General features: G+C 47.4%; 20 protein-coding genes. 1 reads left to right on the top strand and 19 read right to left on the bottom strand.

The features are described 5' to 3' along the window. The 19 genes from ESE_RS0105780 to mreD all read right to left on the bottom strand — a co-directional run bounded on the left by ESE_RS0105780 (position 1) and on the right by mreD (position 18717). Positions 1–699, bottom strand: a complete 699-nt coding sequence (locus ESE_RS0105780; RefSeq protein WP_010372645.1) for a hypothetical protein — start codon at positions 697–699, stop codon at positions 1–3. After that, complete coding sequence (locus ESE_RS0105775; RefSeq protein WP_010372640.1) at positions 683–1168, bottom strand: hypothetical protein; 486 nt, start codon at positions 1166–1168, stop codon at positions 683–685. Before ESE_RS0105775 ends, ESE_RS0105780 begins: the two co-directional genes overlap by 17 nt. Positions 1169–1288: 120 nt before the next feature. Then, complete coding sequence (locus tag ESE_RS0105770) at positions 1289–2950, bottom strand: formate--tetrahydrofolate ligase (protein ID WP_010372637.1); 1662 nt, start codon at positions 2948–2950, stop codon at positions 1289–1291. Next, positions 2934–4217, bottom strand: a complete 1284-nt coding sequence (gene purD, locus ESE_RS0105765; RefSeq protein WP_010372634.1) for a phosphoribosylamine--glycine ligase — start codon at positions 4215–4217, stop codon at positions 2934–2936. Before purD ends, ESE_RS0105770 begins: the two co-directional genes overlap by 17 nt. Positions 4218–4228: 11 nt before the next feature. After that, on the bottom strand, positions 4229–5758 hold the full coding sequence (gene purH, locus ESE_RS0105760; RefSeq protein ID WP_010372632.1) for a bifunctional phosphoribosylaminoimidazolecarboxamide formyltransferase/IMP cyclohydrolase: 1530 nt from the start codon (positions 5756–5758) through the stop codon (positions 4229–4231). After that, positions 5755–6348: a phosphoribosylglycinamide formyltransferase gene (purN, locus tag ESE_RS0105755; protein ID WP_010372630.1), complete on the bottom strand. Its 594-nt coding sequence runs from the start codon at positions 6346–6348 to the stop codon at positions 5755–5757. The genes purH and purN overlap by 4 nt, the downstream gene beginning before the upstream one ends. Continuing rightward, complete coding sequence (gene purM / locus ESE_RS0105750; RefSeq protein WP_010372628.1) at positions 6339–7379, bottom strand: phosphoribosylformylglycinamidine cyclo-ligase; 1041 nt, start codon at positions 7377–7379, stop codon at positions 6339–6341. The genes purN and purM overlap by 10 nt, the downstream gene beginning before the upstream one ends. Before the next feature lie 11 nt (positions 7380–7390). Next, positions 7391–8926, bottom strand: coding sequence for an amidophosphoribosyltransferase (gene purF / locus ESE_RS0105745; protein WP_010372626.1), 1536 nt, complete (start codon positions 8924–8926; stop codon positions 7391–7393). Continuing rightward, complete coding sequence (purL, locus tag ESE_RS0105740; RefSeq protein WP_010372622.1) at positions 8911–11133, bottom strand: phosphoribosylformylglycinamidine synthase subunit PurL; 2223 nt, start codon at positions 11131–11133, stop codon at positions 8911–8913. Before purL ends, purF begins: the two co-directional genes overlap by 16 nt. Continuing rightward, positions 11130–11813, bottom strand: a complete 684-nt coding sequence (gene purQ / locus ESE_RS0105735; RefSeq protein ID WP_010372619.1) for a phosphoribosylformylglycinamidine synthase subunit PurQ — start codon at positions 11811–11813, stop codon at positions 11130–11132. Before purQ ends, purL begins: the two co-directional genes overlap by 4 nt. Position 11814: 1 nt before the next feature. Continuing rightward, the gene (gene purS, locus ESE_RS0105730) at positions 11815–12072 is read right to left on the bottom strand and encodes a phosphoribosylformylglycinamidine synthase subunit PurS (protein ID WP_010372616.1); all 258 of its coding nucleotides are present in this window, start codon (positions 12070–12072) and stop codon (positions 11815–11817) included. A gap of 2 nt (positions 12073–12074) precedes the next feature. Continuing rightward, complete coding sequence (locus tag ESE_RS0105725; RefSeq protein WP_010372613.1) at positions 12075–12800, bottom strand: phosphoribosylaminoimidazolesuccinocarboxamide synthase; 726 nt, start codon at positions 12798–12800, stop codon at positions 12075–12077. After that, the gene (gene purK / locus ESE_RS0105720) at positions 12797–13915 is read right to left on the bottom strand and encodes a 5-(carboxyamino)imidazole ribonucleotide synthase (protein ID WP_010372610.1); all 1119 of its coding nucleotides are present in this window, start codon (positions 13913–13915) and stop codon (positions 12797–12799) included. The genes ESE_RS0105725 and purK overlap by 4 nt, the downstream gene beginning before the upstream one ends. Beyond that, positions 13908–14396 (bottom strand): 5-(carboxyamino)imidazole ribonucleotide mutase, encoded by a 489-nt coding sequence (purE, locus tag ESE_RS0105715; protein ID WP_010372607.1) that lies wholly within the window; start codon positions 14394–14396, stop codon positions 13908–13910. Before purE ends, purK begins: the two co-directional genes overlap by 8 nt. A 261-nt stretch (positions 14397–14657) precedes the next feature. Further along, a complete protein-coding gene (gene ribB / locus ESE_RS11510; RefSeq protein WP_010372605.1) occupies positions 14658–15287 on the bottom strand; it encodes a 3,4-dihydroxy-2-butanone-4-phosphate synthase in 630 nt (209 codons plus the stop codon). Positions 15288–15628: 341 nt separating this feature from the next. Then, a complete protein-coding gene (locus tag ESE_RS0105705) occupies positions 15629–16462 on the bottom strand; it encodes an amino acid ABC transporter substrate-binding protein (RefSeq protein WP_010372602.1) in 834 nt (277 codons plus the stop codon). Between the two features lie 10 nt (positions 16463–16472). Then, positions 16473–17111, bottom strand: coding sequence for an amino acid ABC transporter ATP-binding protein (locus tag ESE_RS0105700; protein WP_010372599.1), 639 nt, complete (start codon positions 17109–17111; stop codon positions 16473–16475). 10 nt (positions 17112–17121) lie between these two features. Next, a complete protein-coding gene (locus tag ESE_RS0105695) occupies positions 17122–17766 on the bottom strand; it encodes an amino acid ABC transporter permease (RefSeq protein ID WP_010372597.1) in 645 nt (214 codons plus the stop codon). A 339-nt stretch (positions 17767–18105) separates the two neighbouring features. Next, positions 18106–18717, bottom strand: coding sequence for a rod shape-determining protein MreD (gene mreD, locus ESE_RS0105690; RefSeq protein WP_010372596.1), 612 nt, complete (start codon positions 18715–18717; stop codon positions 18106–18108). Between the two features lie 186 nt (positions 18718–18903). Between mreD and ESE_RS0105685 the strand changes: the two genes are divergently transcribed. Next, entirely contained in the window at positions 18904–19533 is a 630-nt protein-coding gene (locus ESE_RS0105685) for a carbonic anhydrase family protein (RefSeq protein WP_010372594.1), read from the top strand. Positions 19534–19560 lie beyond the last annotated feature (27 nt).

Below are 19560 nucleotides of genomic sequence, written 5' to 3'. Positions count from 1 at the left end.
CTAAATTCGGTTCAGATGATGCGCAGTCGTCAGATACGTGTACAACTCATTAATTGTCTGTTGTTCATCTGACAAATCAAGCTGTAATCGACGTACGAAGCGCCGGTGCTGCGCGACTTCATTACGTAGATCAGGATGCAAAACTACCCGCAAATTACCGGCTAATGTATACAGCGCTTCTGGCAGTGAATAAGTCAAATTGCGTTCAAAATAAGAAATTACTAACGCAATCGCGCTTTCCGATTCACGCACATCAGCGGGTAAAAAGTCGTCCTGGCGCAAAGCAGTTGCTAACTGCTCCACCATGGCTAAATTTTGCCAAAGTTGTGGCAAAATCACCGGGTCATCACACAACAAATGATCGCTCACCCGTTGATATAACCAGTCGTGCAGTGCGCTACTGGCCAAAGCAACGCCCATGAAGAAACCAAAAATAATGACCATGGCATACCCTAGAATAATATGTACCATTGATTGGTCTGGTGTCAGTTGTGTCAACACCAGCTGTAATCCAATGTAAATCACAAACGCTAATAAAGCGCCCAATAACCCAAACAGAACGCGCCAACGTCGTAAATGTGCCATCACATCATGATGAAAGTTTCGTAACAGTTGCATTTGCTGTCGATTTAAATGACGAATCTGACGCAATTGTTCCTGAATTTGTTGTAGTCTTACAATTTCAATCTCGTGTCGCATCTTGCACCTCCTGTTCAGCCGTTGTAATGCGGCCGTACACTTCTGCTACTTCACCAGGTGCAAAGTCATCTTCAGGCGTCACAATCACCCACTCGGAAACACGCGAATAACGATCATGTAATTCTAAATAAAAATTTTGAACTGCGCGTTCCTTTAGCAATGCTTCCTCGGTGACAGTTGCCCAGTTTTCATTTGGCACCCCGTTACGCATCGCATCGTCACCGAACCGGTAATTCATCACACCGATGAGGACAATACCGATACTAATCAACGAGAAAAAGCCCATATAATTGAACGTTAAAATACCTTTAATCAACCAACAGACCAAATTAAATAGTTGCCCGTGGCTACTAATTGCCATGCCAATACTTACTAAAAAGTACACAACGGGTGCAATGAATAACCCCCACGCAAGCACAGTACCGGCGTGTGTTACTAACTGACCCGGTATGGTTCTCTTCCTTGCCATCTCTCCTCCTCAATTAGTTTCTCTTAAAAACTCACTTATCAAGTATAAGTGAATAAATTTACCTACTCAATATGCATAAACAAAAAAACTCAGCCCGAAGACTGAGTTTTTATCCCACTGCTAGAACAGTCCGGTAATCCGGCCGTTTTCATCGATATCAATATCATAGGCAGCCGGATGACTTGGCAAACCAGGCATGGTTAGCACCGTACCGGTCATCACCACTAAGAAGCCTGCACCCAACTTCGGAATGAATTCACGAACATGAATTTTAAAGTCCTTTGGCGCACCCAATTTTTTAGCATCATCAGACAATGAATATTGCGTCTTAGCCATAATGACTGGTAGCTTGTCCCAACCGCGTTTAGCAAATTCGCGCAATTGCTTAGCTGCCTTATCCGACAGTTCAACACCCGCACCACCATAAATGGTTTGCACGATTTTTTCGATTTTTACAACGGCATCGTCATCAGCTTCGTACAATGGCTTAAAGTCACTTGCAACTTGCGCTGCTTCAGCGACCGCACCAGCTAACTCGGTAGCGCCGGCACCACCCTTAGCCCAAACGTCAGCAACATAGGCCTGCACACCAAAGTCGCGTGCATAAGATTCAACCATCGCAATTTCTTCTGGTGTGTCGGTCACAAAGCGATTAACAGCCACAATAACAGGGACTCCATAGCGGGTCATACTTTGCAGGTGTTGCCCAAGGTTCTCTAAACCTGCAGCTAACGCTTGTTGATCTGGTTCCGTCAAAGCCGTCTTAGGCAACCCACCGTGCATCTTAAGGGCACGAACTGTCGCCACAACCACAATGACATCGGGATGCTTGCCAAGCAATGGTGTCTTAAAGTCTAAGAACTTTTCACCACCCAAATCAGCCCCAAATCCAGCTTCAGTCACAACAAAGTCTGCTAATTGTAGCGCCGTCTTAGTTGCACGAATTGAGTTGGTACCTTGGGCAATGTTGGCAAATGGCCCACCATGAATTAAAGCTGGCGTGTGAGCCAACGTCTGGACCAAATTAGGCTTAATGGCATCCTTCAATAAGGTTGTCAAAGCGCCAGCCACGCCCAAATCCTTAACCGTTACCGGTTCCTTCTCATACGTATACCCAATGACGATGCGTTCAATACGTGCTTTCATGTCCATCAGGTCGTGCGACAACGTCAAAATTGCCATCAATTCAGACGCCACCGTGATATCAAAGCCATCTTCACGCGGTACCCCTGAAGTTGGGCCACCCAAGCCAATTGTCACGTGACGCAAAGCACGATCATTAACATCCAAAGCACGCTTCCAAAGTAACCGGCGTGGGTCAATGTGCAACGGATTTCCCTGATAAATACTATTATCGATCACGGCTGCCAGCGTATTGTGGGCACTCGTCAAGGCATGAAAATCACCCGTAAAGTGCAAGTTAATATCAGCCATGGGCACAACTTGGGCATAGCCGCCACCAGTTGCACCACCTTTGAGTCCCATCACAGGTCCCAAAGAAGGCTCACGCAGGGCGACCATTGTCTGCTGACCAATTTCGTTTAAGGCATCAGCTAACCCGACTGTCACCGTTGACTTGCCTTCACCAGCTGGGGTTGGATTAATTGACGTCACCAAAACCAACTTACCCAGTTCAGCCTTGTGCGCCGTTTCATCAACCGAAATCTTGGCCTTATCACGCCCATACGGTTCCCATTCTGCTGGCGTTAGACCGGCCTTTTCAGCAATTTTTTCAATGGGCCACACTTCTGCGGCTTGTGCAATTTCAATATCTGTTTGCATCCCCAGACACCACCTTATTTTCTTTTTCAACTGCTTGATAACCAATATCATGACGATAGTGTAGCTTGACTGGCAAAGCATCTAAGACCGAGTAGACTTGTGCTTGGGCCTTGGTCGCGCTCGTTGCCGTCGCCACAATCGTTGCTACTCGGCCACCACTTGTTATAAGTTTATCATCATTTTGTCCAACCCCGGCATAAAATGACCTTATTTTAGGCATTGAAATTGTAGGCACCATCATTCCTTGTACCGGTGCAACTGGGTAGCCAGGTGCCGCCAAAACCACGCCAAGATAGACGTCCTCTGTTTGCCACTGCGCAACCGGCTGCTGACCACGCACCAACGCGAGTACTAGCTCATAAAAATCACTCTCCAACTGTGGTAGGACCACTTGCGTTTCCGGGTCACCAAAACGCACATTGTACTCAATCACTTTTGGGCCTTGCGCCGTTAGCATCACACCGGTATATAGCACCCCGGTAAACGGTGTATGATTGGCTACCATTTCAGTCAGTAACGGTCCAACCAACTGGTCGATAGCATCCACCACAACCTCATCTGCTAGCCAGCGAACCGGACTATAGGCACCCATTCCCCCGGTATTGGGCCCCAAGTCACCATCTAATAATCGTTTATGATCTTGGGCAACCGGCGTGTGAACAATGCCGTTTGGTCCCACTAGACTAAAAATTGAAAACTCAACCCCACGCAAATAGGCCTCAATAACCAACTTTGTCTGATTATCAACCTGATAGAGGTCATTCACAGCTGTTAAAGCTTCTTGGCGGGTAGCATAAATCGTCACACCTTTACCAGCCGCCAAGCCATCCTGTTTCACCACCACCGGTTCTTCACTGGTCACAATGGCACGTTCTGCGGCCGGCCAAGACGCCACGGTTACCGACGTGGCCGTCGGAATACCTGCAGCTGCTAGGCGATCCTTGGCAAATGACTTCGACCCTTCAAGCTGTGCTGCAGCCTTCGTCGGCCCGAAAATCGGCAGACCGGCCGCTTGAAATTCATCAACAATCCCTGCAATCAAGGGTTCTTCAGAGCCAACAAACGTCAAATCAATCGCCGTCATTGTTGCAAAATCACGCAATGCGTCGATATCCGTCATCGGAATACCCACGGGTTGAATCGTATCAGCCTGCATGCCCACATTGCCTGGTGCCACATAGACCATCGTCACTTGCGCGCTGTTTGCAAACGCTTGTGCCAAGGCATGTTCACGTGCACCCGCGCCAATTACAAGTACTGTTGCCATAGTTTCCTCCACTAATGCTTGAAGTGGCGTACGCCAGAAAATACCAACGCAATGCCGAGCTCGTTTGCCTTATCAATCGAGGCTTGATCCTTAATTGATCCACCCGGCTCAACAATCGCTGTAATACCGTGACTGGCTGCGTAGCTCACTGAATCATCCATCGGGAAAAAGGCATCTGATGCCAGAACAGCCTCGTCATACCCCGCCTTATTTTCTGCCTTGTTAATCGCCAACTTGACTGAGTCAATGCGATTAGGTTGCCCTGCACCAACGCCTAACGTTTGACCATCACGTGCGACCACAATTGCATTCGACTTGACGTGTTTGACGGCTTTTTGTGCAAAAACCATTGCTGCCAGTTGAGCCGCAGTTGGCTGGACCTGACTAACAACTGTGAAATCGGCGATTGTTTCGGTGGTTAAGTCGCGTTCCTGCATGACCATGCCGCCCAAAATCGCAGTCGTTTCAAGCTGTTGTGGCAGCTCCGTCGTAAACGGCAACGTCAACAGTCGTAAATTCTTTTTCTTAGCTAAAACAGCGTACGCGTCATCAGTAAAGGAAGGCGCAATAATAATTTCCAAGAAAATTTGATGCATCTTTTCAGCTGTCGCCAAGTCAACTTCACGATTCAAAGCCACAATGCCACCGAAAATGGAGATATCATCAGCCGCAAAGGCCGCATCCCACGCCGCCTCAATCGTTGCTCCCTGACCAATACCAGCCGGATTCATGTGCTTCACCGTCACCACGGTTGGTGCCGCAAACTCTGCGATAATTCGCAATGCCGCATCTGCATCGCGAATATTGTTGTATGACAACTGCTTACCATGCAAAATGTCCGCACTTAATACTGAATATTCGCTACCTAATGCATCGCGGTAAGCAGCGGCTTGTTGATGCGCATTTTCACCATACCGCAGCGTATCAAATCGATCATAGGTCAGTGTTTGCTGCGTTGGAAATTCTTCGGTTGTTAGGTATGTCGCAATAAGCGCATCATAGGCGGCTGTATGGCGGAACACTTTTGCCGCCATTGCTTGACGAAAATCAGCTTCATCAGCTGTCCCTGACTGCAACCGATCAAGTACAATTTGGTAATCTGCAGGATCGACCACCGGTAACACACCCGCATAATTTTTAGCCGCCGACCGCAACATCGATGGCCCACCAATGTCAATATTTTCAATGGCGTCTGATTGTGTGACGCCCGGCTTTTGAATCGTGGCTTTAAACGGATACAAGTTGACAACCACCAAATCAATTGGGGTGATGCCATACGTGGCTAAGGTGGTCATATGTGCCTCGTCATCACGCCGCGCTAACAAGCCAGCATGAATCCGTGGGTGCAAAGTTTTAACTCGTCCGTCCAGCATTTCGGGGAAGTCAGTTACCGTATCAACCGGCGTAACTGCTAAGCCGGCTGCTTCGAGCACGGCCAACGTCCCACCAGTTGAAACTAATTCGAACCCCAACGTCTGTAGCGTCGTTGCGAATGGGACAATGCCGGTTTTATCTGAAACACTTAGTAATGCACGCGTCATTTTACAAATACTCCTTTTTTAATCAACATGGCAACCGTAGCTGGATACAATGTATGCTCCACCGCATGAATTTTAGTTGTTAACTGTGCCAAATCATCTGTTGCAGTAAGTTTGACCGCCTCTTGGGCAATAATTTCGCCCGAATCAACGCCATCATCGACGTAATGGATGGTCACACCGGTCACTTTAACACCAGCCTGCCACGCATCCGCAATCGCAGAATTGCCAGGGAAGCTGGGCAACAGTGCTGGATGAATATTAATAATGCGTTGGTGAAAGGCATTTACCAACTTAGGGGTCAAAATTCGCATATACCCCGCTAATAAGATACCCACCACACCATCCGCTGCTAAGACCGTTAACATGGCGTCTTCTGCCAATTCGCGTGTCGCGTAATCTTTATAGTTAATCCGTAACACCGGAATACCCGCCGTTTCAGCAAGTTGCTGGGCCCCGGTATGACGACGATCAACCACCACACGAACAATTTCGGCTGGCACCTCACCAGTCTGAGTCGCCTGAATAAGCGCGGCCAAATTAGTGCCAGTTCCTGATGCAAACACTGCTAACTTTGGACGGGTTATGACCATGGTTGCTTACCTCGCCAATTGAGTTGTGCTGACATGGCAGGCGTCACCGTGCCGACTTGATACGCGGCTTGACCTTCATCCGCTAGCATGGCCAACACACGCGCAACATGGGGTGGCTTCACAACCAGAATCATCCCCAACCCCAAATTAAACGTTGCCAGCATGTCTGCCAACGACAGCTGACCGAGGCGTTGCAATTCCATAAAAATCGGTAAAATTGGCCAACTGCCCCACTCTAAAGTGACCGAGGCATCCGCGGGTAGGGCACGGGGCAAGTTACCCACGATACCACCACCGGTAATGTGGGCCATGCTCACGACTAACTGTTCTGCTAGTAACGGTAAAACCGCCTGAGCATACAAGGTGGTCGGTGTTAACAGGGTTTCCTGTAGCGTTGTTGGTAACGCTGTAAAATCAGCCTCCTGCTCTAATCCCAACACCGTACGCACCAGTGAATACCCATTGGAATGGATACCACTAGACGCTAACCCAATCAACACATCGCCAGTCGCCACACGATCAACTGTCAGCATCTCATCCCGCTCAACAACACCAACACCAAATGCAGCGAGGTCATAATGGTCTGGCGCATACATGCCTGGCAATTCAGCGGATTCACCACCAATTAAGGCTGCCCCCGTCGCTTGGGTCGCTTGCGCAATCCCGCGAACAATCGTTGCTACCTGTTCGGGCACCATTTTGGCAATTGCTAAATAATCAAGTAAAAATAATGGTTTCGCCCCTTGCGCCACGATGTCATTCATCACCATAGCAACTAAGTCCTGGCCAATTGATTCGTGTCGTCCGGCCATGATGGCCAATAATAGTTTTGTGCCCACACCGTCAGTGCCTGAAATCAAGACCGGCTCTCGGTATTGCGTGCCTAATGCAAACGCTGCACCAAAACCGCCAACCCCAGCAAGAACGCCTGGTGTATAGGTAGCTGCCACATCGGCTTGCATCATGTCAACTGCCGTTTCACCGGCTAGGATATCTACACCAGCCCCCGCGTACGCATTTGCTTCTGTCATTTCTCCCCCTTTTAGCTCACCGTTTGATCGGTAGCTGGTTGTTGATCACTAATTGATGACACTTGACTCGGATGATAAGTTGTCGTTGGTTCGGTCTTAAAATCGACCTCACCCGCGGTTATCGCCGCCGTCAGCGTTTTTTCATAATCGTAAATTGGTGATGGGTAATGTCCATCAAAGTAAGCCGTCGTTAAGCCAGTCCCATTGCCCGTGTATGGCAAGTCAATCGCCTGTACCAAACCAGGGACGGATAGAAAGGCTAACGAATCAGCCCCTAACATGGCCGTCATTTCAGCCAATGTATGGTTCGCCGCTAAAAGTTCCGCCGTTGTTTGCATATCAACGCCATAAAATGACGGATACTTGAAAGCTGGTGACGCAATTCGCACGTGAACTTCCTTCGCACCGGCTTCGCGCAACATTTTGACAATGTAACTTGATGTTGTGCCACGCACGATTGAATCATCCACTAGCACAACGCGTTTACCGGCAACCACCGACGGTACTGCGCTTAGCTTCATACGCACCGCCCGCTCACGTCGCTCCTGTGTTGGCTCAATAAACGTCCGTGCAATATATTGATTTTTAACCAGCCCCATTTCATTAGGTAAGCCCGTTGCCTCGGCATATCCCATGGCAGCCGATAATGAAGAATTAGGCACACCAACCACCAAGTCGCCCGTTGCCGGTTGTTCAAGTGCTAATTGCCGGCCCATCCGTTTACGAGCAGTATGCACGTTAACACCATAAATGTCAGAGTCAGGTCGTGCAAAGTAGATATACTCCATCGCGTCGATATGTAAATCAGTTTTGCTCGTGTAGTGATCAATCCGTAAGCCGGCCTGGTCAATCGTTAATAACTCCCCCGGTTGGACATCCCGAATAAACGTTGCCCCAACCGCATGCAACGCGGCCGTCTCACTAGTCACCACATACTGACCATCAGGTAACTGGCCTACCACAAAGGGACGAAAACCGTGTGGATCAAGAGCTGCATACATTGCTGTTGGCGTCAGGAGCAAAAATGCGAAACCGCCCCGCACTTGCTGCAAAGCATCTTTTAAGCGGTCATAAAACGTCGTCGCCGTTGAACGCCGAATTAAATGCAGTAACACTTCTGTATCTGACGATGATTGAAAAATCGCCCCTTGCATCTCAAGACTTTGCCGCAAAGATTGTGCATTCGTGATGTTTCCGTTGTGCGCTAAGGATAATTGCATATCGGAAAAGTTCACCATCAGCGGTTGGATATTTTCAATGCCTGCTGAACCCGCCGTCGCATATCGAACGTGACCAATCGCTGCTTGTCCCTGCAAATGCGCTAAACGCGCTGGGTCACGAAAAACATCATGTAGCAAACCCAAACCACGTTCTTGCCATAAATGGCCTTGCTGATTGGCGACAATTCCGGCACCTTCTTGGCCCCGGTGCTGTAAAGCGTGTAAGCCATAGTAAGTCAAATTAGCCGCTGTTTGGTGGCCCCAGACCCCAAAAATACCGCATTCCTCATTTAATGACCGAGTTTGTTCAATTAACTGCGTTGCCATGTGATTGCTCCTTCATACGCTTCTTGCAGGCGTGCCTTATCTAAGTTGACAGTCCCATCAGCTGTTGTGACGACCAACCGATCATCATGTGTTACCGTACCCAGTCGCAGATATGTTGTATCCAGTCGTGTTTCAAAGGCGTCCACAGCGTTTGCTGGCACCGTTACCAAAAAGCGGCCTGGCGTCTCACTAAATAACCAGCTATCCGTCCAAGGTACCGTTACATCAAAACCAAATGGTGTGCCAAAGGTACTTTCTGCCAAGGACACCGCCAAACCGCCTTCTGCCAGGTCGTGGGCACTGGCAATCAGTCCCTGCTGAATCCCTGCTAACACACTTTGCTGGGTAGCTGACAATTTATCACGATTTAAACCGGGCAACCGGCCCGCAATGGCCCCGGTCTGTAGTTGTTGCAACTCAGAACCATTAAAGTCAGCCGTGGTATCACCCAGCAAATAGATGACATCATCCGGCTGTTTAAATGAAATCGTTGTGATATCAGCAGTATCAGTGTGTAACCCAACCATGCCAATCATTGGGGTCGGATAGATAGCAGCACCGTCGGTCTCGTTATACAACGACACATTACCGGAAATAATTGGCGTATTAATCTGTCGGGCCATCTCGTTAATGCCGGCGACTGATTGTGCCAATTCGTAATAAATTGCTGGATCATCCGGATTACCGAAGTTCAAGCAATCTGTAATACCAATTGGCAACGCGCCAGTGGCAATAATATTGCCAGCTGCCTCAGCGACTGCGCGTTGCCCACCAATATAAGGATCGAGGTAGGTAAATCGCGCGTTCACATCAGTTGTCATGGCCAATGCCTTTTTGGTGCCACGTAAACGAACAACAGCCGCATCGCCACCCGGCTTAATCACTGTATTAGTTCGGACCATACTATCGAAATGTCTAAACAAACTCGCTTTCGAAGCAACTGTTGGCTGTGCCAATATGTCCTGCCAAACCGTCGTCAAATCAGCCACATGCGGTGTAAAATCTGGTGCTGGGTCTTGCAGACGTGCTGGTTTCACCTGTTCCATGGTTTGTTTAGGGGACTGCGTCAAAAAATTGACGGGTAAATCAGCCACGGTCTCGCCATGCCAGGTTAATTCATAGCGCCCCGTTGCTGTAACTTCACCAATCACAACTGCCTCTAAATTAGCTTCCTGAAAGACGGCCTGTACGGCGGCTTCATGCCCTTTTGTCACAACTAATAACATGCGTTCTTGCGACTCAGATAACATGAGTTCATAAGGCGTCATCCCCGTCTCACGTTGTGGTACATTGTCTAATTGCAAGTGAATGCCCATTCCCGCTTTGCCAGCCATTTCGGCTGACGAGGATACCAAACCAGCTGCTCCCATGTCCTGCACCCCAACAATAGCCTCACCAAATTGCTGAATTGCTTTCAAAGTTGCATCCATCACTAGTTTTTCTAAAAAAGGGTCCCCCACTTGCACAGCTGAACGGTCTTGTTCGGCATCTGATGAAAATTCTGCGGACGCAAAAGTAGCACCATGAATGCCGTCACGACCAGTTTTTGCCCCAACATACAGAACCGTATTACCACTACCATCGGCACGTCCAACCTGCATTCGTTCTTGATCCAGTACGCCAACGGCCATCACGTTGACAAGCGGATTACCTTGATAAACCGGGTCAAAACCAATTTCGCCACCAACCGTCGGAATGCCAATCGCATTGCCATAGCCGGCAATTCCGTCAATCACCCCGTTTAACAGATGTTGGGTCCGTGCATCTGTTAACTCGCCGAAACGTAAACTATCAAGCACCGCGATTGGTTGCGCGCCCATCGAAAAAATGTCCCGTAAGATCCCACCGACACCTGTCGCAGCACCCTCATACGGTTCAACCGCTGACGGGTGGTTGTGTGATTCAGCTTTAAATACAACGGCTTGACCATCGCCGATATCCAAAATGCCAGCCCCCTCACCCGGTCCTTGTAAGACACGCTCATTGGTTGACCAAAACGTCCGGAGCACCGGCTTAGATTTCTTATAGGAAACGTGTTCTGACCACATGGCTGCAAACAACCCCGTTTCCGTGTAATTAGGCAAGCGCCCCAACGTTTGCTTAATTAACATGTATTCCTCGTCCGTTAATCCCCACGCCTGATATGGTTTCGTGGCGGCAATTTCTGCCGGTGTAGGTTCATGCGTCGTTGCCAACAATGCTGTCATGCTTCTACAGTCTCCTTCGTGATAATGGTTGCTAGTAAACTTTCAAAAAATGGTCGTCCATCCGTATTACCAAGTAACGTCTCAACCGCGCGTTCTGGATGTGGCATCAGGCCAATCACATTCCCACTGCGGTTCGTAATCCCGGCAATCTGATCAACGGAACCATTAACATCAGTCGCATACGTTAAGACAACCTGCCCATTTTCATGCAACATTCGCACCGTTGCATCATCAGCAACATACCGGCCCTCGCCGTGCGCAATTGGTAATTTAATCGTTGTCGTTGCATCAATATATTGATTTGTGAAGGCTGTTTGTCGATTAGTAATCGTTAGCTTAACCTCATCACAGATGAACCCGGGTGTCTGATTCATCATCAATTGCCCAGGTAGCATCCCGGCCTCCGTTAAAATCTGAAAACCATTGCACACCCCCACCACCAGTTTCCCGGTTGCAGCCATTTTTTGCACGGCTGTCATTACGGGTGCGAAACGCGCCACGGCTCCTGTTCGTAAGTAATCCCCATACGAAAAGCCACCTGGTAAGAACACGGCATCGTACGCCGACAGGTCAGTCGACTTTTCAGTCACAAACTGGACATCCGCCCCAAAGTCCTGTAACGCATAATACATATCAAAATCACAATTTGATCCCGGAAATTGAATGACCGCTGCTTTCATCTTAAGCCTCCACTTCTGCTAACATCGTGATGCGATACGTTTCTGTGTTTGGATTAATTAATAACGCTTCAGTCAGGCTGGTGGCTTCTTCATACGCACTTTGTTCATCAGTCGCCGTTAACTTGATTTCAAAATATTTTCCTTGCGTCACTGACGTTACCCCTTGGTAATCAAGACGCGCAAGGGCATCCTTAATCACTTCACCCTGGGGATCCAAAATTGATGGCTTATAAGTAACTGTAATCTGTGCAATGTACATGCTTACTCTCCTAAATATGTCGTTAGTCTGTGCAAAACGGTTGTGTATCCATCACGTAAGTCGCCCGTCCCCTGACGAAAAACGTCTTTATCTAAGGATTGGCCGGTGGCTTGGTCAATCAAACGCATATTATCTGGTGACAGCTCATCACCTAACGTCAACGCGCCAGTAGCGTCCAAACCAAATTCCAATTTAAAATCAATTAACGTAATGCCCACAGCTTCAAATAATTGACCCAGTTGCCGATTAACCGTTTGGGCAACTGCCTCGATTTGGGTTAACTGACTTGGCGTCGCTAAGTCGAGGGCAAATATTTGCGATTGATTCAATGGCGGATCATCAAGCGCATCGTTTTTAAAGTAATATTCTTGTACCGTGGGTGAAAGAGGCGTCAACATTGGCACCGAGTAACGCGTTGCAAAATGGCCCGCCGCATAATTACGAATCACAACCTCAATTGGCAACATGTCCAGTGCCGTCACCAACACATCACGTTCGCCGACTGCTTGTTGAAAGTGTGTCACAATGCCTTGCGACTTTAAAAAGCGAAACAATTGCTGACTGATTTGGGTCGTTAGTCGTCCCTTATCGCTAATTTCGGCTTTTTGTTTCCCATTAAGTGCTGTCGCTTGATTCAAGCTATGGAGCCACAACACATTCGGATCGTCCGTGGCATACACTGCCTTTGCTTTGCCTGTTGTTAATAAAGCCCCTTTTACAATTGTCATAACCTTGTCCCCCATTCGCGCAAATCTTTCATAGCCGCCATGCCAGTGGCTGTAATGTGGCCCATTTTTCGTCCCGGCTTCACATCATGTTTACCGTAGTCGTGAAAGTGCCACCCCTCATGTGTCGCTATATCTTGGCGTGCCTGTATAATCTGATCCCCTAATAAATTCAACATGATAGCTGGTGCATACTGGGTAATCACCGGAATCGGCAAGCCCGTAATGCTTCGAATATGGCCTTCAAATTGTGAAACATTCGTCGCCTCAATGGTTAAGTGCGCAGAATTGTGGGGGCGTGGGGCTAATTCGTTGATATACACACGCTCCCCCACCACAAATAGCTCGATGCCTAAAATGCCCACAAGTTGCAACGCATTGGCAATGGTCGTCGCAATGGTCTCAATTTGCTTGGCAATCTGTGGTGATAAAGTTGCCGGTGCCGCGGACACTCGTAAGATATGGTGCTGATGCTCATTGACCGTCACCGGCCAAGTTCGAATTTCACCCCGACCATCGCGAGTTACCATCACGCTCAATTCCCGATCGAACGCTAACTTTTTTTCCAAAACAAGGGCGATATCAGTCGGTTGTTGCCAATGCGCTAACAAATTTGCCAATGCATCGGTATTGGGAATATCCCATTGGCCGTGGCCGTCATACCCGCCCGTTGCCGTTTTCAAAATTGCTGGCAACGATACTTCATGGCATCGGGCGTCCAAAGTGACCAAGTTATCCACGGCTGCGAATGGGGCAACTGGTAAGCCCAACGCGGCCAAGAATTGTTTCTCACGCAACCGGTTCGCTGTAATGTTTAATAACGCTACCCCTTGGGGTAACTTTTCAGCTGGTACGGCAGTCTGTAATGCCGTCTGATCCACATTTTCAAATTCATACGTCACAACATCCGCTTGATTAGCAAGATTACGCAGAGCCGAAACATCATCATAGCTCGCCACAATTTGTTGATCTGCAACCAAGGCTGCTGGCGCATCAACTTGCGGATCCAAGACAATAACCTGATACCCCATTGGTTTGGCGGCCAAGGCCAACATTTGCCCTAATTGACCGCCACCAACGATCCCGATAGTGGCTGGTGGCAAAATACGCTTAGTCATGTAACAATGCCTCGCTCTCAATCGATTGTTGGCGTTGCCCTTCTCGGAATAAGGCTATTTTATCGGCCAGTTCTTGCTCCGCAATGCCCAACATTTGCATTGCCAAGTAAGACGCATTTTTAGCGCCTGCGGTCCCAATGGCCACCGTCGCAACCGGTACACCAGCTGGCATCTGCACAATACTGAGCAATGAATCCATCCCCTGCAAAGCGTGTGATTGAATTGGGACACCAATTACTGGTAACGTCGTCTGCGCTGCCAACATGCCAGGCAAATGGGCAGCACCGCCAGCGCCAGCAATAATAACCCCTAGGCCATTGTCCCGCGCATTTCGGGCAAACGTCGTCATCTCCTCGGGCATTCGATGCGCCGAAATAATATGTGTCTCAACTGCGACATCAAACGTTTGTAAGACCGCGACCGTTTCTTTCATCGTTGACCAATCTGAAATCGATCCCATTACTACCGCAACACGTACCATTTAGCTTCCACCTCATTTTTAGTTCGTCTTTACAACTATATATAACCACCACAACGATTAAATGTACAGTTTTGTCGGCATAAGTCATTAAAATGAAACATATTAGTTCGTGTTTAACCGTTTTTGCATCTTTGTAAAACGAACAAAGGCATATTTAACTAAGAATTTTCTCATGAAACCGTTATCATTTTAAATGATGACAAAAAAATCCCATCTCAATACTATGCGCTGCACCTAGATTGAGATGGGATACTTTTTTAATTACATAACTGGCGTAGCTAGATACGCCGAAATTTGGGCAATCGTAATAAATGGCAAATCCAAGCGATCAGCTAATTCAAACAGATCATCGCGGCGGGCCATCGTGCCATCTGCTTTCAGGACTTCAATAATAACGGCGGCTGGTTCTGAACCAGCTAGGCGCGCCAAATCAACGGCCGCTTCAGTATGTCCAACGCGCTCAGTCAGCCCACCAGCTAAGGCTGTTAATGGCTGGGTGTGGCCTGGCGCATTGAAATCCGTCCGAACGGCGGTCGGATTCGCAATGTGCCGAATTGTCGCGGCCCGATCAGCCGCTGAAACGCCAGTCGTAACCCCGGTTGCTGCTTCAGTCCCATCCACTGTATACGTGAAAGGCGTCTGGTGAGGATCTGTTGAATCAGCCACCATATCAGTCAATCCAAGCCGCGCCGCAATTTCTGGTCCAACAGGCGTGCACATCAATCCAGCCGCTTCACGAAGCATCATATGCACCGTTTCTGGTGTGATATCAGCAGCCAATGCCACTAAATCACCTTCATTTTCGCGACTCTCATCATCTGCCAAGATAATAACGCCCCCTTGACGCAACGTTTGCAAAGCGTCCGGTACAGTGTCAAATGCAGTCTTCATGTTGAAATATCTCCTTTATGCTGATCCATATGTTCCCGATTACAAACTCTAGCTTATCGAGATACTGGGCAAACACAACCCTCGTCAGCCATCAATTTCCAGTAATCCGACGAACGTTCGCGTTTCAACCGTTAACCCACCCCAATTTCAGCTAGCAAACCGTTTCAAAAAACATCACTAAGCTGTATCAACCGTTTAATACTTAAAAATGTTCGGCATATTTAAGCAGGCACACGCCACAAAAATGAACGTAAAACAAAAAGCCGCAAATCCGCCGATTTAAATCGGGAGATTTGCGACCTTAGCAAGTCGGACAGAAACTGCTATCCCGCCCTTATTGTTTAATCATTATTTTTGGTGCCAAAGTAACGTTCAGAAACTTTATCTAACGTGCCATCCTTCTTAAAGCCCGTTAAGACCTGATTGACCTTTTCTCGTAAGGTCACATCTCCCTTACGGAACCCCACACCATACGCGTCTTCACCATAACCCGTCTTAATAATTTCGAAATCAGCCGGATTAGGTTCGTGCGCCACATAATAACGGGCGTAGTCCATATCAATCAAAACTGCACTTACACGGCCAACTTGCAAATCATTCAAAGCTTTATCGAACGTGTCATATTGTACCGGTGCTGAACCCAAAAAGTCCTTTAATACCTTAGGTTTCTCGTTGAAGACCGTCAAACCAGCTGAACCAGTTTGAACAGCTAACGTCTTACCAGCCATCTGTTTAATCGTATCGATTTGGTTACGCTTTAACGTGACTAGTACTTGTGAATCGTTGTGATATGGCACCGAGAAGGCGACCTTCTTTGCCCGGGCTGGCGTCATTGTATAACCATTCCAAATCATGTCAATGTGACCAGTATCCAACTCCGTTTCCTTCATTGACCAGTCAATGGCTTGAAACTTAACCCGCAACCCCAATTTTTTGAAGGTTGCCCGGGCCAAATCCACATCAAACCCAACTAACTTACCGGACTTGTCTCGGTAGCCCATTGGCACAAAGGTATCATCTAGTCCCACAACAACAGTCTTATCTGCAGTCACTTTGCGCCAAGTATCATTTGCGTGTGACGTTCGATACCAAACAAAGCCAACCAGCAAAGCCAGCACGACGAGTACAATCCCGTTCCCAATAATTTGACGACGCCAATTAATCTTCTTTTTCATACGCAGCCCCCTAGCGTTCTACATCTGTCCCAAAATCAAATGTCTTATCCGCGACCGCTTCCGCAAACGGCAAATCGTGTGTCACCACCAACTGCGTTACCCCTTGTGCTTGCAATTGCTTAATAACCGCAATCACGCGTTCTGTTGATTCAGCATCCAAGCCAGATGTTGGTTCATCATATGCCAAAATGCCCGGTTTCATCGCCAAAGCTCGTGCAATTGCCACACGTTGCTTCTGTCCACCAGATAATTGGAATGGATATTGATCAGCCTGCGCTGTTAAGCCCAAATCTTGCAACAAACGATCTGCATTCTCGGCCGCCTCAGCCTTTGTTTCGTGGTGAACCAATTGCGGTGCCAACATCACATTATCTTTAACGGTATATTGTGGAAACAAGTTAAAATCTTGGAAAATGACCCCCACTTGAGCTCCTGTGCGGTCACCAGTTAAATCAAGCGCCTCACCATTTAAAATCATCTCACCATCATTTGCAGGCAAAAGCCCAGCTACAATACGTAGAAAGGTCGTTTTACCAATTCCGGATGGGCCGACAATACTAAGGACCTCACCATCGTTAACTGTTAAATTCATATTTTTGAAAATCGTCCGCGTATCGTACGACTTCGCTAAGTTTTTAATTTCAAGCATGGCTCTCTCCTTAACGGTAATAGTTCATCTTCGTCTCGACACGTCGTTGAATAACGGTCGCCAAAGCTGTCAGTAGCAAATATAACAGTCCCACTAACAAATAAGGCATCAATGTGACGTCTCGTGATGCCGCAATATTACCAGCACGCATCAAATCACCAAGTCCGATGACATAAACCAGTGATGAATCCTTGACCAGGGTCACCACTTCATTACCAACGGATGGCATGACAATCTTGACCACTTGTGGCAATACGATTTTACGCATTGTTTGCCAACGCGTCAGACCAAGCACCTTGGCACCATCATATTGACCTTGCGGCACGCTTTGTAGCCCACCACGGAAAATTTCGGCAAAGTATGCCGCGTAGTTCAGAATGAATGTGACCACCGCAGCTTCAAAACGTGGTAGCGTCACGATGTGGGCTAAGCTCAACCCATAGTAGACAAACACGATCTGCAATAGCAATGGCGTACCACGCATCACCCAAATATAAGCGTTCGTCACCCAGCGTAGCAAATAAATATCTGATTTTAACGCTAAAGCAACTAAAATACCAAGCGGTACTGACCCAATCAGCGTTAGGGCAAAGACACCAAATGTCATTTTCAATCCGCTTAGCAGACTTGGCATAATCTGCAACATGTACTCCATAGCTTTCTCCTTAACTAAACAAAAAAGCCCTCAAGCAACCTAAATAAAGGTTACTTGAGGACGACTAATTTCGTGGTTCCACCTCAATTTTGCTATTTGTTACCAAATAACACTCAGACCCCTGCTCAATCAAAACAGGCGCGCGTCGATAACGAGACGAATCGGGTACAGTTTTGACTTGTACCGATAATCATGGGTGTGGTTCATTTAGGCCATTGGTTGCTTCCCAGCTTCTGCACAACTCTCTAAGCAATGACGTTAAACTACTCGTCCAATCAAATCTTTATGAGATAACTTTAATTGACTTTGTACTTTAAGTCAACACCTTTGATCACCAACTTATAATCGCGTTGACCGTGACTTACCTGTCATCCGCATATTCAGATCACGCTGATCAACATTGTACGCCGACACATCGGGCTGGCGTGCCGCATGATATAGATAATTCATGATGCCATAAATGACGACCAAAATTAACAAATTGACAATCAACGTTGGAAACATGTGGAACATGATAAATTCGCTAAAGTTCAAATTCGTCAAATTGATGATCCCAAATGCTGCATAATCAAAGACCAGATACAAACTCATCGATACAAACCAAACTGCCATCGCCGACAAAAAGTTATGTGATAAATAAGTTTGGAGCTTACTTGCTGCCCAAACAGTTAGTGGAAAGCCAATCATTGAAATACCAATGATACCACTATAAAAAATATCAAACAGTAAGCCGCCAAGGAATGCAGCAATATACAACCAACGTCCCTTCATTTGCGAATCAGTGCCGGTCAAAATTGGCATCATCATAATAATCAATGAGAGATATGGGCTCGCCGACATCGGCGTTTTAAATAAGATCGGTGCAAAATGCAAGGCAATCCCACCATCTAACATAACCGCCAGGTACACCAACACAAAATGTAGCCATGACGTGTGAACATATTTCAACATATTAATTCTCCATTTAGTGGTTACCATCATCGTAACTAATTCATAGTAGCGCCAACCGCATTTTACGTCAACGCCTTCCGCCGAACCTGAGCGAAAAATAAAGATTTAGTAGCCTATTTTCCGGACTGATGATAAACTAAAAGTATTCTGAGGAGAGAGAAAAACTTCAGAAGGAGGCCAAGTGCCATGCAAAAGCTCAATTATGATGCGCAGGAATCTTGGTCAATGACATCAGGTCGCATGCAATCACCAATCGCTATTCGCACTGCGGAGACTGATCTGATTGACTATCCTGCGTCATTAAATTTGGCGTATGATTTTACCGGGCAATATGTCCACGATACCGGCCAAGGTGTCGAAATTGGGTTAACTGGGACGGCGGTAATCGCTAACCGTCCATTCCAGTTGCAACAGTTCCATATTCACGCCCCAAGCGAACACACGCTTGATGGCAAACAATTTGATGCAGAAGTTCATTTTGTTCATCAAGCACCTGATGGTCGTCAAGCGGTCATTGGGGTGTTCTTACAAATCGGCCAGGCATCCACAACTTTTGCCACTATTTTAAGTCGCATCAATGATGATCATTCATTCAAATGTGACGTCACTGACATTCTACCCACAAATCGATCGTACTACCACTATATCGGTTCATTAACGACACCACCGTTGTCAGAGAATGTCGAGTGGTATATTTTAGCCCAACCAATGACAATATCAGCTGATCAATTAGCGGCCTTCCATGTGCATTATGATTACAATAATCGCCACATCCAACCACTAAACGGTCGGCCAGTATTATATTACAATGAATAAAAATAAAAGGACGGCCACCATTTGGTC

Origin of the sequence: Weissella cibaria KACC 11862, assembly GCF_000193635.1 — a bacterium.
In the GTDB taxonomy this organism is placed as follows: Bacteria; Bacillota; Bacilli; order Lactobacillales; family Lactobacillaceae; genus Weissella; species Weissella cibaria.
Note: the sequence above shows the minus strand (reverse complement) of the source record. Positions and strands in the feature narration are given on the sequence as shown.